Here is a 15,401-nt window from a genome sequence, read left to right on the forward strand (position 1 = left end):
CGGGTTTAGTGGTTGGTTTCGATGCCCAATTCGCGCAAAATGCGGTTCAAATCGCCCACGGTTGCAAAATCGATGACCAATTGGCCCTTCTTTTTGCCCAAAACAATGCTGACTTTGGTGTCTAGTCGATCACCAACGCGAACAGCCAAGTCTTTCAAAGTGTCTTGACGACCACCTGGAGTAATCGAGGCCTTACCTGGCTTTGGGGTAGCGGGCTTGTCGAGAGCTACCAGTTCTTCAAGCGAGCGAACCGAGAGGCCCTCGTTGATTACCTTATTAGCAAAATACTCCATGCGGTTTGCGTCAACCACGCTCAAAATAGCGCGAGCGTGACCCGCGCTGAGCACGCCTGCTGCAACTTTTTGCTGAACTGCAACTGGCAGTTTGAGCAAACGAATGGTGTTGGTGATCTGTGGGCGTGAGCGACCGATCTTTTCAGCAAGCTGATCTTGGGTGATGCCAAAATCACTCAATAGTTGCTGATAAGCGCTGGCCTCTTCAAGTGCGTTCAAGTTTGCGCGGTGAATGTTCTCGAGCAACGCGTCTCGCAACATATTGTCGTCAGCGGTTTCACGAATTACCGCTGGGATGTGGGTCTTGCCGGCCTCTTTTGAAGCACGAAGGCGACGTTCACCCATGATCAATTCATAAGTAGGCTTGCCATCTTGCTCGCCAAGCGGGCGTACCACAATCGGCTGCAGCACACCAAATTCACGAACAGAGTGAACCAGCTCAGCGAACGCATCTGGTTCGAAAACCGCACGTGGCTGTTGAGGGTTAGGAATAATCGAGTTCAGTGCGAGGTGTCCGAAGCTGGCTCCAGGAACAGCAACAAGGCCAGAATCCGCGCCATTACTGGCCTCTGGGGTGGTTGATCCAGAGTTTGCGCCAAAGAAAACATCAATTGGGCGATCCGTTGCCGGTGATGCGCTCGGAATCAAGGCACCAATTCCGCGGCCAAGGCCAACTTTCTTATCTGCCATTTTGTGCTCCCTTGTATGCGATTTCGATTGCTGCTTCTAAGTATGAGATTGCGCCCGGTGAAGACGGATCGTGAGTGATCACAGTGCGACCAAAGCTAGGGGCCTCTGAAACTCGAACATTGCGCGGAATAACTGAATCGAGAGTTTGAGCCGGAAAATAGGTGCGAACATCTTCAACTACCTGTGATGCCAGGCGAGTGCGTGAGTCATACATGGTCAAAAGAATCGTTGAGAGAACCAACTGCGGGTTCCAAGCGTTTTGAATGCGCTCGATGTTCTCCATCAGCTGTGACAGGCCCTCAAGTGCATAGTATTCACATTGAATCGGAAGAAGCACCTCGGTCGCGGCTACAAATGCGTTGACAGTGAGCAGGCCTAAGCTTGGCGGGCAGTCAATAAAGATGTAGTCCGGCGCTTGGTGTCCTGAGTCTGGGGAGATGTAGGCATCCAGGGCGTTCTTGAGCAATAAGTGCCAGTTTGGGCGGTCTACCTCGGTGACAATCAATATTTCGGCACCAGCAAGGTCAATGGTTGCCGGAATGCAGGTCAAATTTGGGTTTTCAGGGCTCTGCTGCACAACCTCTGCAAAGCTAGCGCCATCAATGATCACGTCATAAATGCCCTTGGTGCCCTTGGCGTGTGGAATATTCAGTGCCGTAGAGGCGTTACCCTGTGGGTCAAGGTCAATAACTAGAACCTTTAACCCTTTACTTGCCAAAGCTGCGGCAAGGTTTACAGTGCTTGTGGTTTTGCCAACGCCACCCTTTTGGTTAGAAACCGAGATAACGCGAGTGCGGTTTGGCTTAGGCGGTTGCTGTTTAGCCAAGACCTGAAGGCGGCGAGTGGTATCAGCCAGTTCTCTGGCGAGGGGAGTGTTGTCAGCAAAACTCATTACTTGGATGCCCCCGAAGCAGAGATTTCAGATGTTTCACGTGAAACATTGAGCCAGCCAGTTGGCTCTGGGCTGGTTTCTTTTCGATCTGATGGGTAGCCCAAACCGGCAACAACAGTGGCGGCGGTTACTGCCGTGTGCTCTGCTGGCTGGCTGGCTTGCGATGAATTACTCAAAGATTCTCCAAAAGACTGTAAAAAATCAGACTAGCGTAGTTCGAACGACTCGGGTCGGTTCTTCTAGTTGCTGTGCGCCAGTGAGAACAATTTCAATACCGGCGATCTTCAATTTCTTCATCAGACCACGCGAGTCTTCAATTTCTTCTGCGGCCTTAGAGCCCTTTAGTGCAATGATTTCGCCCCCGTGACGGGTTAGAGGAACCGTCATTCGAAGCAATTTAGGCAGAGCGGATACTGCTCGGGCAGTCACAATGTCAAAAACCTCGCCAACTTCTTCGGCACGGGCACGCACCACACGCACATTGTCGAGCCCTAGCTCAGCAACCTGCTGTGATAGCCAATTTGAGCGTCGCTCCATTGGTTCGATTAGGACAAAACTGGCCTGCGGCTGGGCAATTGCCATAGGAATACCTGGCAAACCAGCACCAGAACCCACATCGGCAACACTCGCACCGGGTGGCACCAACTCGGCGACTACGGCCGAATTCAAGATATGGCGAGTCCACAGCTTGGGCATTTCTCGAGGACCGAGCAATCCAAGCTCGTCGCCGTCGCGGACCAGAGCTGCGGCATAACCACGCGCCTTGTCGATTCCGGCGCCAAATATTTTGGCTGCCGCGGCTGGCTCGACTTCAGGTGAAAAATCTTGAGAATCGCTCATAGTTCTATTTTCCTAAGAAAAACAAAGGGCCGGGGGATACCCGACCCTTTGTGAATAAACCGGAATGTTTCACGTGAAACATTCCTAGAAATTACTGTGCTGGCTTGATCACAATGTGACGGTCGCGACCTTCGCCCTCAGATTCTGACACTAGGCCAGCCTCAGAGATGATGTCGTGAACGATCTTGCGCTCGTATGAAGACATAGGCTTCATCGGCACAGTCTCGCCGGTGTCTTTCACCTTGGCGATTAGCTTGTTGACGATGCGGGTTAGCTCATCTACACGCGCCTGACGCGAGCCGCCAACATCCAAGATAAGACGGCTAAAGCTAGTGGTTTTCACCTGAACAGCCAGGCGGGTTAGCTCCTGGAGAGCTTCAACGGTCTCAGGCTCAGAAATCAAGCGCAGGTTGCTGTCTCCGTTAGCGGTTACCTCTAGATAAGCGCGGCCCTGACGAACGTCAATCTCGATGTCGCCATCAAGGTCAAAGATGTCTAACAGCTCTTCCAGGTAGTCAGCGGCAATCTCGCCCTCTTCTTCAAGAGCCTTTACTGAGTTCTCTTCAGCTGGTTTTAGTTCTTCTGCAGTCATGATTCCTACTTCTTGCTCTTGTTTGCAGGCTTCTTAGCGCGGGTTTTGCCTACCGGCTGAGTGCGCTGACGAGGCTTTTCTTCTTCAACTACTTCAACAACCTCGTTCTTGGTTAGCAAGCTGAGCTTGCCTTTCTTAGCGAGGCGCTCTTCACGAGCCTTGTGCGCGATTGAACCAGGGGTTGGCATGTTACGAATAACCAGGTACTGCTGACCCATGGTCCAGAAGTTTGACGCCAACCAATAGAACATAACGCCGAGTGGGAACGAGATACCGGAAATCATGAAGATGATAGGGAACAGGATCAACATGATCTTCTGAGTCTGCATGTACTGAGAGTTCATCACGTCTGGGTTCTGGTTCTTCGACATGATCTGCTTCTGAGTAATGAACTGAGACAGAGTCATCACGATGATCATGATTCCGGCAATCAACTTGACCTCAAGCTCGTTGCTTGAAAGGAAGGTGTCTTTAAGAGGAGCACCAAACAGGTCTGCGCCTGCGAAAGACTGGGCCAGGTCAAGGTTTAGTAGGCCAACGCCACCCTTGCCAGTAGTGGTCGAGTGCTGGGCATCGTTCAAAACAAAGAACAAACCAGAGAAAATAGGCATCTGAATCAGCAGCGGCAAGCATGAGCTCAATGGGTTAGAGCCAGTGCGCTTATAAAGCTCCATCTGCTCTTTGGCCATCTTCTCGCGTGAATCGCGGTCAGTCTTGCCCTTGTACTTCTTCTGAAGCTTCTGAATCTCTGGCTGCGCAGCCATCATGTTGCGCTGGCTCTTGATTTGCTTCACAAACACTGGAATGAGTGCCGCACGAACAACCACGGTTAGACCAATGATTGAAAGTACCCAGGTAATACCCTGAGCTGCATCCATGCCAATTGCGGTGAATAGAGTGTGAAAAGCAACCAGGATGAGCTCAACTGCCCACTTGATTGGCCATAAAAGATCTGGCATTTACTAACCCTTCTTAAGGTTTGGAACTACGAAACCTTTTTCGGTTACCCGAAAAAAGCCTGAACCGGGTTTTACCTCGTCGACGCCACCTTGCGACCACGGGTTGCAACGCAGAATGCGAAAAGCAGTTAGAACTGCTCCAGCAATCACGCCGCGTTGTTGGAATTGACCCAAGCCATATGCCGAGCAAGTCGGGTAGTACCGACAGACATCTCCATAAAGTGGAGAAATTGCTTTGCGATAGAACTTGATGAAAAGCACAACAAGATTTCTTGGCACTAACCAGATGCTTAGCAAAAGCCTCATCTATGCTTGCGCCTTCTTCACCGCTGTGAACACTGCGGATCTGAGTTCGTTTCTGAGCTGTTCCCAGTCAACTTCTGCAGCACCCGGGAGAGCCCGAACCACTATCGTGAACCCAGAGCCAAGCTCTTTGAGCAATTCACGAGCGATTTCGCGCATTCGACGCTTTACAAGGTTTCGCTTGACTGCGCCGCCCACGGTTTTTGCCACAACAAAGCCAAAGCGGGCCTGAGGCAATGCCTCATCCCGCTTCAGATAGATGACTAGGTGGTCTGAACCCGCTTTTCGACCAGTTTTCATAGTCGTACGAAAATCATCAGCCTTGATTAGCCGATTCTCGCGTGCCAACATGTGTTGACCTTTGGGGTTCTTTAGACCGGTTTAGGCAATAAGCCTGGACTAAGCAGAAAGCTCTGAGCGGCCCTTGCGACGACGAGCAGCCAAGATGGCGCGGCCGGCACGGGTCTGCATGCGTAGACGGAAACCGTGGGTCTTTGCACGACGACGGTTGTTCGGCTGGAAAGTACGCTTCGACATGGATTCTTCTCCGTTATTGGATCTTGCAAGTTTGAGGTTGGGAACAAAATTCGCTCGTGTTGGCTAACCAACTGAAGCTGCATCCGCCGTTCCCACTGCAGAGCAACCTGTTAAACCTACGCCACCTATAAAGGGTGGTCAAGTTTTTCAAGGTGTTTTCAGAAAAAAATCAAAAGTATTTCACAAACTAAGAAAAAAACTTAGATTCGACACACCGTCTTAATTTGCTTTTAAGCCACCGCCTTTAGTTGAATCAGTAGTCGAACTAGAAAACAGTTGTGTTTCTAGAAAGTGTGGTTATCCACATAAAGTGCACCTGGTGGATAACCCTGTGGACAACTGGCTATAGAGTAGTCAATTATTGGTAAAGCGCCGAGGGGAAGGAGAGTGCCGAATGCCAGATACTCAAGCAGTCGCCGGACTATGGCACTCACTTACTAACAAGCTAAACGGCGACGATCGCATCACTCCACAGATGCTCGGCTTTTTGAATTTGGTAGAACCAAAAGGTGTTTTGGGTGAAACCCTGTACATCGAGGTTCCAAACGAACTAACACGCGAAATGGTTCACCTTCGCATGCGTCCTTACATCCTTGATGCTTTGGCAAATAACGCTGACTTTGGCGGCCCAACAAACTTTGCAGCAGTGGTCAACCCTGAAATTGAAGCCGCTTTTGAACCTGCAGTCGCCGCGGTTCCAGAAATCAGTCGCCCACAGGCCATGAACCCACTTGGTTCACCGGTGGTTTTCAACGAGTCGGTTTCTGCCGGCGCATCAAACCCTGGAACTCAGGACTCTCGCTTGAACCCGAAGTACACCTTCGACAGCTTTGTTACCGGTGGATCAAACCGCTTTGCCCACGCTGCCGCTTTTGCAGTAGCTGAAGTTCCGGCCAAGGCCTATAACCCTCTATTCATCTATGGAGATTCTGGTCTGGGTAAAACCCACCTGCTTCATGCAATCGGCCACTATGCGCTGAACCTGTATCCAAGAATCAAGGTTCGCTATGTTTCAAGCGAAGAATTCACCAACGACTTCATCAACGCAATTCAGAACAACCGCACCAGTGCCTTCCAGGCTGAATACCGCGACATTGACGTTCTACTGATTGACGACATTCAGTTTCTGCAGGGTAAAGACCAAACCCAAGAAGCGTTCTTCCACACTTTCAACACGCTTCACGATCACAACAAACAGGTTGTAATCACAAGTGACCTGCCACCAAAGCAGATGACCGGCTTCGAAGATCGAATGCTTTCTCGTTTTGAGTGGGGTCTGATGACCGACATTCAGGCACCTGAGCTAGAAACTCGCATCGCGATCCTCCGCAAAAAAGCCGAAAACGACAAGCTACGCGTTGACGACGAAATTCTTGAGTACATGGCAGCTCGCGTATCTTCAAACATCCGCGAACTCGAAGGCACACTCATCCGTGTAAATGCCTTCGCAGCATTGAACCGTCAAAAGGTTGACATGCAGCTGGTTCAAACTGTTTTGAAAGACATTGTTCCGGTTGGCTCTGATCAAGTGATTGCCCCGATTGAAATCATCAATGCTGTGGCCACCTATTACAAAATCACCCCAGATGACCTTTATGGCTCATCTCGTATTGCTGCTATTGCTCTTGCTCGCCAGATTGCTATGTATATCTGCCGCGAACAGACCAACCTTTCACTCCCTAAAATTGGCCAGCTGTTTGGCGGAAGAGATCACACCACCGTGATGTATGCCCAACGCAAAATTGCCGAATTTATGAGCGAACGACGCTATGTCTATAACCAGGTCACCGAGATCATCTCAAGAATAAAGGCTGGCTCACGCGGCTAAATGTCTGCAATTTATCGTGACTCGTTTCACGTGCCACCTAAAAATAGATCTGCAACCACCAGCAATGGTGGTTTTTCTACATTTTGTTGAAAAATAAACATATGAACATATCTGTGGATAACTGTTGATAACTCTCGGATATCAGTGAACTAAAGCTAAATAGCTTGTGACCAGAAAAATTACTACTAACAGGCCAGGTAGTTATCCACAGAATATTCCACAGGTGTATAAACAACTTACATCGATGTGGTTCCGTTGAATCTAAAGCTATTAACAGACTTATCCACATTTTCCACAGGGGTTAATAGTGTTGTTTTAAATATTTAAAGATTTAAATAAATCGATAACTCTTTGGGTTTTCTGAATCTACGGCGCATCCCTGAAAAAAACTCATTTTAAGGCCAATCTGTGCCAAGATTAAGCCCTAGAAACCAATGCGCAACTACCTGCGCAGATTCGGGGAAAAGTCTTGAAGTTCCAAGTAAACAAGGATGTCCTTAGCGAGGCAGTTTCATTCGCTGTTCGTCTATTGCCACAGCGCACAACTTTGCCAATTCTTGGTGGAATTTTGATCGAAGCTGATGCCAATGCACTTCGTCTATCAGTGTTCGACTACGAAGTTTCTGCCCAGGCTGAGATTGTTGCAAAAGTAGAGTCATCTGGCCGAGTTTTGGTTTCAGGTCGACTGCTCTCAGAAATTGCCAGCAAGCTGCCTAACGCACCGGTTGAATTCGAAACCGATGGCTCAAAAGTTACCGTTTCTTGTGGATCAACCAAGTTCTCACTCTTGACCATGCCAGTTGAGGAGTACCCAACTCTTCCTGAGATTCCAGCAATTTCTGGAACTATCACCGGTGAAGCATTTGCACACGCTGTTCAGCAGGTTGCCGTTGCGGCTTCTAAAGATGACGTGACCCCAGTTCTTACCGGTGTTCAAATCGAGGCTGGCGAAAAGTCACTGTCATTTGTTGCTACCGACCGCTACCGAGTTGCTCTTCGTGAAGCTGCCTGGTCAGCAAACAAAGATGCAATCGGTGCTGTTGCATTGGTTCCAGCTCGCACTCTTCAAGAAGTAGCCAAGACTTTCGGTAATCAGGGTGAGATTTCAATTGCCATCGCAAAAAGCGATGACCGCGAAATGATTGCATTCAAGGCCAACAACCGATCAGTTACATCGCTCTTGTTGAAGGGTAACTTTCCTCCGGTTAAGAGTTTGTTCCCAAGTGACATAGAAAACTACGCTGTAGTAACCACTCAAGAACTAATTGATTCAACAAAGCGCGTGTCTCTAGTTCTAGAGCGCGAAAGCCCACTTCGTTACAGTTTCGAAGAGGGTTCGGTTTCACTTGAAGCCACCGGAAACGAAACCGCACAGGCCTCTGAAAACATCAACTCTGAGCTTTCAGGCAAAGAAATAGTTGTTTCTCTAAAGCCTCAGTTCTTGATTGACGGTCTTGGCGGCGTTCACAGTGAATTCGTGAAAATCGCTTTCACAAACAACGACAACCCAAACAAGCCAGGACCAGTTCTTATCTCGAGCCACGGTTCAAAAGAGAAGACTGAGTCAGACAGCTATCGCTACTTGCTTCAGCCAAATCTTTTGGTTCGCTAAATCAACTAGCTGGGCATAAATAAGTTAACGAAAAGGGCGGGCACGGATGTACATAAAGCATCTGTCGCTCGCCCATTTTCGTAACTACGAAACGGCCGAGGTAGAGCTAAAGCCAGGCGTAAACCTTTTGGTTGGCCCTAATGGCCAGGGCAAGACCAACCTGGTCGAGGCTATTCGCTACTTATCAACACTCAGCAGTCACCGAGTTGCTGGGTATGTTCCGATGATTAGGCAAGAGCAGCCGCAGGCGGTAGTCAGAGCATTAGCTAGTTTCGATGATCGAGACATGTTGATTGAGCTAGAACTGAACCGAACCACCCCGAATAAGGCCAGGGTCAACAAATCTCCGGCCGCACGGGTAAGGGACATCCTTGGTTATGTGAACTCGGTCACTTTTGCACCTGAAGATCTAGACATCGTGAAACGCGACCCCAGCAACCGAAGAGCCTTCATTGACGAATTGGTGGTGCAGGTCTGGCCGAGATTTGCCGGCGTTTATTCAGACTACGAACGTGTGCTCAAACAGCGAAACACCCTGTTGAAGACAGCCAGACAAACAGGCGCCAAAGGTTCGGCGCTCAGCACTCTCGATGCCTGGGATCAATCGCTGATCAGTTATGGATCAGAAATCATCGCTGCAAGGCTTGATTTGGTTGAACGACTGCGTCCGCATCTGTTTGAGGCCTACCAATCGATTGCAATTGCAAATAATGAGCCGAAAATTTTGGTCCGTTCGAGTTTGCTTGGCTCGGCGATTGTGCAGAGTGACGAAGATGCTGAAAATCTAGAATTCATCACCATCACAGATCGTCAAGAAATTGAAGAGCTTTATCGCAGCAAATTGACCCTGGTTAGACCTAAAGAGCTTGAGCGCGGAATAACCCTGGTTGGCCCACATCGAGATGACTTGGTGTTGATGCTCGGCACCCTACCGGCAAAGGGTTATGCAAGCCACGGCGAGTCATGGTCTTATGCGCTCGCATTGCGTTTGGCATCAATTGCCCTACTCAGGGCAGAAACCCGCTCGGGTGACCCAATTTTGATCTTGGATGATGTCTTCGCCGAACTCGATGCCGGTAGGCGTGAACGGCTGGCAGCTATGGTTGCTAACAATGAGCAGGTGTTGATCACCGCTGCTGTGGCCGAGGATGTGCCACAGCAACTTATTGCCACTGTTTTTAGAGTTGCGTCGGGTCAGGTAACCAATGGATAAGCGAGATTTCGCCCAAGAGTTTTATTGGCAGATGCGCGAGGCGGTTACCGGCCGATTGACTCGCGAGGCAAAGCGCATCGCCGAAAAAGCCAAGCAAACCAATTCGGTTCCGTTTGGTAAGGGTCGCGACCCGATCAAGGCTGGCGATAGCCTGGACGGCTTGTTGAAGTCATTCAGGTGGGAAAACCAACTGGCCGAGGCCGAACTGTTTTCAAATTGGTCTCAGATTGTCGGTGAGACCAATGCGGCGAACTCACACCCTGAAACTCTGGTGAATTCAACCCTCACGGTTCGATGCAAATCTACGGCTTGGGCGACTCAGTTGAGGCTGATGCAAATTCAGATTCTAGAGAAGATAAACGAGGGGTATCCGAGCCTGAAAATCGATGCTTTAAAGCTGCTCGGACCAGACGCTCCAAGCTGGAAAAAAGGCCCAAGATCGATACCTGGCCGAGGCCCTCGCGACACCTACGGATAAACCTTCGTTGATGTACCCAAAATCCCCGTCGTGACGCGGATTTTTGCCTTTCGACACAGTTCACAAATCAGGGGTTTTGTCACCCCAAAAAGGTAGAATTTGAGGTAGTTAGTTACCCCGAATATCAGCCGGTTTTAACGCCGCTTTTCCTTGGGCCTAACCACGTGAATAAGGAGCAAAACCGATAATGACAGATAACACTTACGACGCCGGAAATATCCAGGTCCTCGAGGGCCTAGAAGCGGTTCGCAAACGTCCCGGAATGTATATCGGTTCTACCGGTCCACGTGGTTTGCACCACCTGGTTTATGAGATCGTCGACAACTCAGTTGATGAGGCTCTGGCAGGTTATTGCGACAGCATCAAGGTGACCATCACCAAAGATGGCTGGATCCGCTGTGTTGACAACGGCCGAGGCATTCCAGTTTCTGTACACCCAACCGAGGGAATCTCAACCGTTCAGGTGGTTTTGACCATTCTTCACGCCGGAGGAAAGTTCGGCGGTGGCGGTTATGCCGTTTCAGGTGGTCTGCACGGTGTGGGTGCATCCGTGGTTAACGCTTTATCAACGAAGTTGAAGGTTCAGGTTGCTCGCGAGGGTTACCTGTGGAACCAGAGCTATCAGATTGGTGTTCCTGACGCCCCGCTCGAAAAGGGCGAACCAGCTGACTACACCGGTACCACCATTGAATTCTTGGCTAGCCCAGAGATTTTCGAGACTGTTGAATATGACTACGAAACTTTGCGTCAGCGTTTTCAGCAGATGTGTTTCTTGAACAAGGGTTTGCGCATTTCGCTTGAAGACGAGCGAACCGGCCGCACCGACACCTATCACTACGAGAACGGCCTTCGCGATTACGTTGAGTACCTCAACGTGTCAAAGAAGAACGAGATCGTGAACGAAGAGATCATCTCTTTTGAGTCAGAGACCAAAGAGAAAAACCTTTCGGTTGAAATTGCCATGCAGTGGACCAACGCCTACAACGAAAGCGTTCACACTTATGCAAACACCATCAACACTCACGAGGGTGGAACCCACGAAGAGGGTTTTAGAGCGGCACTGACCTCGCTTTTGAACAAATATGCCCGTGAGAAGAACCTTCTAAAAGAGAAGGATGAAAATCTTTCGGGCGATGACTGCCGCGAAGGCCTAACCTGCGTGATCTCGGTCAAGCTTTCAGAACCTCAGTTCGAGGGTCAGACCAAGACCAAGCTGGGTAACACCGAGGCCAAGGCATTTGTTCAGCGCGTGGTCAACGAAGAGCTGGGCGACTGGCTCGGACGCAACCCAAACGTTGCCAAAGACATTATTCGCAAGGCCATTCAGGCAGCCACTGCTCGTCACGCTGCCCGCAAGGCACGTGAAGCAACTCGACGCAAGGGCTTGCTTGAATCAGGCGGCATGCCTGGCAAGCTTCGCGACTGCTCAAGCCGCAAGCCAGAACTTTCAGAAATTTACCTGGTAGAGGGTGACTCAGCGGGTGGTTCTGCCGTTCGAGGCCGCAACCCTGAGACTCAGGCGATTCTTCCGCTTCGCGGAAAGGTGCTGAACGTTGAGAAGGCTCGACTAGACAGAGCTCTTGGCAACGCTGAGGTTCAGGCAATCATCACAGCATTCGGCACCGGAATCGGCGAAGAGTTTGATGTGAGCAAGGCCCGCTATCACAAGTGCATTTTGATGGCCGACGCCGATGTTGACGGTCTGCACATTCGCACCCTGATTCTGACCCTGTTGTTCCGCTACATGCGCCCGCTTATTGAGCACGGATACGTCTACCTTGCACAGCCACCGTTGTTCAAGATCAAGTGGTCTAACTCAGAGCACCAATACGTCTATTCAGACGCAGAGCGCGACAAGGCTCTGGCCGATGGTGCCGCAGCGGGCAAGCGTATTCCTAAAGAGAATTCAATCCAGCGCTACAAGGGTCTGGGTGAGATGGACTACGACGAACTTTGGGACACCACCATGGATCCTCAAAAGCGCACGCTTCTTCAGGTAACTCTTGAAGACGCAGCGCTTGCCGACGAAGTATTCAGCACGCTGATGGGCGAAGACGTGGATGCACGCCGCACCTTTATTCAGCAGAACGCAAAGGATGTCCGATTCCTAGACATCTAGGAAGAAGGCAACCGAGAGATTTAGAGAAGAGAAATCATGGCTGAAGAAACTACCAACGTGCCAGCACTTAGAGACAACGTAGAGCAGGTCGACCTTCAGGTCGAAATGCAGCGCAGCTACCTCGACTACGCAATGAGCGTTATCGTCGGTCGAGCGCTGCCAGATGTTCGTGACGGCCTAAAGCCAGTTCACCGTCGCGTGATTTATGCGATGTTTGACGGCGGTTACCGACCAGACAAGCAGTTCTCAAAGTGTTCCCGCGTTGTCGGTGACGTAATGGGTCAGTTCCACCCTCACGGTGACAGCGCAATCTATGACACCATGGTGCGTTTGACTCAGGATTGGAACCTGCGCTACCCACTGATCTCAGGCCAGGGAAACTTCGGTTCTCCGGGTAACGACCCTGCCGCTGCTCCTCGTTACACCGAGTGCCGCATGGCTCAGTTGGCAATGGAGATGGTTCGCGATATCGACGAAGAAACCGTTGATTTCCAAGACAACTACGATGGCCGCACTCAAGAACCAACCGTTCTTCCGAGCCGAATTCCAAACCTGCTAATCAATGGATCGATTGGTATCGCGGTTGGTATGGCCACCAACATACCACCTCACAACCTTCGTGAGGTTGCCGATGGCGCTCAGTGGTTCCTGAAGAACCCAGAAGCAACCCAAGAAGAGCTACTTGAAGCGCTGATTGAGCGAATCAAGGGCCCAGACTTTCCAACCGGAGCACAGATTCTTGGCCGCAAGGGCATCGAAGACGCATATCGCACCGGCCGTGGTTCAATCACCATGCGCGCGATCATCAACGTTGAAGAACTTCACGGCCGCACCTGCTTGGTAGTTACTGAACTTCCATATCAGGTGAACCCTGACAACCTCGCTGAGAAAATCGCTGGTTTGGTCAAAGAAGGTCGCTTGAGCGGCATCGCCGACATCCGTGACGAGACTTCAGGTCGTACCGGCCAGCGTTTGGTGATTGTTCTTAAGAAAGACGCCGTTGCTCGCGTTGTTCTGAACAACCTTTATAAGCTGACCCCGCTGCAAGAAAACTTCAGCGCCAACATGTTGGCTTTGGTTGACGGTGTTCCTCGCACTTTGAGCTTGGATGGCTTCATTAGCAACTGGGTTACTCACCAGGTTGAAGTTATTGTTCGTCGCACCCAGTTCAGACTTCGCAAGGCAGAAGAACGCGCACACATTCTTCGCGGATACCTAAAGGCTCTCGACGCGCTAGACGCCGTAATTGCTTTGATTCGCAAGAGTGCAAACGTCGATGAAGCTCGCGACGGTCTGATGGAACTTTTGACCATCGACGAGCTTCAGGCTCGCGCAATTCTAAACATGCAGTTGCGCCAGCTTGCAGCACTTGAGCGACAGAAGATCATTGACGAAGCCGCCGAGCTTGAAGCGCAAATCGTTGATTACAAGGCCATCATCGCCGACCCAGTTCGCCAACGAGCAATCATCAGCGAAGAGCTAGACGAGGTTGTAGCCAAGCACGGCGACGACCGTCGCAGCGAAATCATGATGGGCTACGGCGGCGACGTATCAATGGAAGACCTGATTCCTGAAGAGGAAATGGTTATTTCATTGACCCGCGGCGGTTACATCAAGCGCACCAAGAGCGACAACTACCGCCAGCAGCACCGCGGCGGCAAGGGCGTTAAGGGCGCAAACCTTCGTGCCGATGACGTAGTTGAGCACTTCTTTGTTACGACCACTCACCACTGGTTGTTGTTCTTCACCAACAAGGGCCGCGTTTACCGCACCAAGGCATACGAAGTTCTAGAGGGTGGCCGCGACACCAAGGGCCAGCACGTTGCTAACCTGCTAGCTCTGCAACCAGATGAGCAAGTTGCTCAGGTTCTTGACCTCAAGAACTACGAGGTAGCTCCTTATCTAGTGCTTGCCACTCGCGAAGGCCTAGTCAAGAAGACTTCACTTGAGGCTTATGACACCGCCCGCACCGGAGGCATCATCGCTATCAAGCTTCGCGAAGGCGATGAGTTGGTTTCAGCGATGTTGGCTTCAGAGGCCGACGACCTGCTCTTGGTATCTCGCAAGGGTATGTCGATTCGCTTCTCGGCAAGTGACGAGTCACTTCGCCCAATGGGCCGCGACACCTCAGGAAACATCGGCATGAACTTTAGAGAAGGCGACCACCTGCTCTCAGCCAGTGTGATCAACGACACCGATGAATCATTTGTGTTTGTTGTGACCGAGGGCGGCTATGCCAAGCGCACCGATGTCTCTCAATACCGCGGCCAGAACCGCGGTGGTTTGGGCATCAAGGTAGCCAAGCTTGAAGAAAAGCGTGGCGACCTGGTTGGCGCCATCATTGTGGCCGAGGATGACGAAGTGCTCGTAGTTCTAGCTTCAGGCAAGGTTGTTCGTTCAGCAGTAAACGAGGTTCCGGCTAAGGGTCGCGACACCATGGGCGTTGTCTTCGCTCGATTCGAAGAAGATGACAACATCATCGGTCTCGCAAAAAACACCGAGCGCAATCTCGAAACTAATGAGATTATTGACGGAGCAGAAACCGAAGCTGACGACAGCACCCCCGAAGGAGCAGCAGAGTGAGAGAAAAGATTGCACGACTAGCTAACAAAAACTTGCCTGCCGTAAAGCAGGTAAAGCTCAAGCTGGTTCACATTGACTTTTGGTCAGCCGTGAAAGCTGGTTTTCTAGTCACTCTTGCCATGGGAATCGCCACCGTGGTCGGCCTATTCGTGGTTTGGTTGGCAATCAGCAGCACCGGTGTCTTTGATAGCGTAAGTCAGCTAATCAACGGCGTTGTCGGAACCGAATCAGGTTCTGGCGCGGTTGACGTTGGTCAACAGTTGAGCTTGCCAAAGGTTATGACCTTTGCATTCACCATCGCACTGTTCAACATTGTGATCGGCACCATTCTTACCGGCGTATCAGCCCTGATCTTCAACGTGATCGGCCGCATTACCGGTGGAATCTCTGTGGGTTTCACAAACAACTAAGGTCAATTCCAGGGTTATTTTGACCTTGGGCAAAAAACCTTGTATTCTTGTG

Annotated in this window: 16 protein-coding genes; 7 read left to right on the forward strand and 9 right to left on the reverse strand. The window is 50.7% G+C overall.

What is annotated here, in order from left to right; genetic code table 11:
* Positions 1 to 5 precede the first annotated feature (5 nt).
* From Q0L26_RS03240 to rpmH, 9 genes are all read right to left on the reverse strand, one after another.
* Positions 6 to 983 carry a ParB/RepB/Spo0J family partition protein gene (locus Q0L26_RS03240; protein ID WP_296647340.1) on the reverse strand — a complete coding sequence of 326 codons (978 nt, stop codon included), beginning with the start codon at positions 981 to 983 and terminating at the stop codon, positions 6 to 8.
* Complete coding sequence (locus tag Q0L26_RS03245) at positions 973 to 1,875, reverse strand: ParA family protein (protein WP_296647343.1); 903 nt, start codon at positions 1,873 to 1,875, stop codon at positions 973 to 975. The genes Q0L26_RS03240 and Q0L26_RS03245 overlap by 11 nt, the downstream gene beginning before the upstream one ends.
* Positions 1,875 to 2,051, reverse strand: a complete 177-nt coding sequence (locus tag Q0L26_RS03250; RefSeq protein WP_296647346.1) for a hypothetical protein — start codon at positions 2,049 to 2,051, stop codon at positions 1,875 to 1,877. The genes Q0L26_RS03245 and Q0L26_RS03250 overlap by 1 nt, the downstream gene beginning before the upstream one ends.
* Before the next feature lie 25 nt (positions 2,052 to 2,076).
* Entirely contained in the window at positions 2,077 to 2,715 is a 639-nt protein-coding gene (rsmG, locus tag Q0L26_RS03255; RefSeq protein WP_296647348.1) for a 16S rRNA (guanine(527)-N(7))-methyltransferase RsmG, read from the reverse strand.
* Between the two features lie 91 nt (positions 2,716 to 2,806).
* On the reverse strand, positions 2,807 to 3,307 hold the full coding sequence (locus Q0L26_RS03260; protein WP_296647350.1) for a R3H domain-containing nucleic acid-binding protein: 501 nt from the start codon (positions 3,305 to 3,307) through the stop codon (positions 2,807 to 2,809).
* Positions 3,308 to 3,312: 5 nt separating this feature from the next.
* Positions 3,313 to 4,266 (reverse strand): membrane protein insertase YidC, encoded by a 954-nt coding sequence (gene yidC / locus Q0L26_RS03265; RefSeq protein ID WP_296647353.1) that lies wholly within the window; start codon positions 4,264 to 4,266, stop codon positions 3,313 to 3,315.
* A gap of 3 nt (positions 4,267 to 4,269) precedes the next feature.
* A complete protein-coding gene (yidD, locus tag Q0L26_RS03270) occupies positions 4,270 to 4,572 on the reverse strand; it encodes a membrane protein insertion efficiency factor YidD (protein ID WP_296647356.1) in 303 nt (100 codons plus the stop codon).
* Positions 4,573 to 4,920, reverse strand: a complete 348-nt coding sequence (gene rnpA, locus Q0L26_RS03275; protein ID WP_296647359.1) for a ribonuclease P protein component — start codon at positions 4,918 to 4,920, stop codon at positions 4,573 to 4,575.
* A gap of 48 nt (positions 4,921 to 4,968) precedes the next feature.
* Positions 4,969 to 5,106 carry a 50S ribosomal protein L34 gene (rpmH, locus tag Q0L26_RS03280; RefSeq protein ID WP_138276009.1) on the reverse strand — a complete coding sequence of 46 codons (138 nt, stop codon included), beginning with the start codon at positions 5,104 to 5,106 and terminating at the stop codon, positions 4,969 to 4,971.
* A gap of 394 nt (positions 5,107 to 5,500) precedes the next feature.
* Between rpmH and dnaA the strand changes: the two genes are divergently transcribed.
* The 7 genes from dnaA to Q0L26_RS03315 all read left to right on the forward strand — a co-directional run bounded on the left by dnaA (position 5,501) and on the right by Q0L26_RS03315 (position 15,349).
* Positions 5,501 to 6,934, forward strand: a complete 1,434-nt coding sequence (gene dnaA, locus Q0L26_RS03285; RefSeq protein ID WP_296647366.1) for a chromosomal replication initiator protein DnaA — start codon at positions 5,501 to 5,503, stop codon at positions 6,932 to 6,934.
* Positions 6,935 to 7,403: 469 nt separating this feature from the next.
* Positions 7,404 to 8,546, forward strand: coding sequence for a DNA polymerase III subunit beta (dnaN, locus tag Q0L26_RS03290; RefSeq protein ID WP_296647369.1), 1,143 nt, complete (start codon positions 7,404 to 7,406; stop codon positions 8,544 to 8,546).
* A 46-nt stretch (positions 8,547 to 8,592) separates the two neighbouring features.
* Positions 8,593 to 9,759, forward strand: a complete 1,167-nt coding sequence (gene recF / locus Q0L26_RS03295) for a DNA replication/repair protein RecF (protein ID WP_296647370.1) — start codon at positions 8,593 to 8,595, stop codon at positions 9,757 to 9,759.
* Entirely contained in the window at positions 9,752 to 10,237 is a 486-nt protein-coding gene (locus Q0L26_RS03300) for a DciA family protein (protein ID WP_296647372.1), read from the forward strand. The genes recF and Q0L26_RS03300 overlap by 8 nt, the downstream gene beginning before the upstream one ends.
* A 187-nt stretch (positions 10,238 to 10,424) precedes the next feature.
* A complete protein-coding gene (gene gyrB, locus Q0L26_RS03305; protein ID WP_296647375.1) occupies positions 10,425 to 12,356 on the forward strand; it encodes a DNA topoisomerase (ATP-hydrolyzing) subunit B in 1,932 nt (643 codons plus the stop codon).
* Positions 12,357 to 12,392: 36 nt separating this feature from the next.
* Entirely contained in the window at positions 12,393 to 14,939 is a 2,547-nt protein-coding gene (gene gyrA / locus Q0L26_RS03310; protein WP_296647378.1) for a DNA gyrase subunit A, read from the forward strand.
* Positions 14,936 to 15,349: a DUF3566 domain-containing protein gene (locus Q0L26_RS03315; protein WP_296647380.1), complete on the forward strand. Its 414-nt coding sequence runs from the start codon at positions 14,936 to 14,938 to the stop codon at positions 15,347 to 15,349. The genes gyrA and Q0L26_RS03315 overlap by 4 nt, the downstream gene beginning before the upstream one ends.
* Positions 15,350 to 15,401: the final 52 nt, after the last annotated feature.

The sequence above is a fragment of the Rhodoluna sp. genome (assembly GCF_024641065.1).
In the GTDB taxonomy this organism is placed as follows: domain Bacteria; phylum Actinomycetota; class Actinomycetes; order Actinomycetales; family Microbacteriaceae; genus Rhodoluna.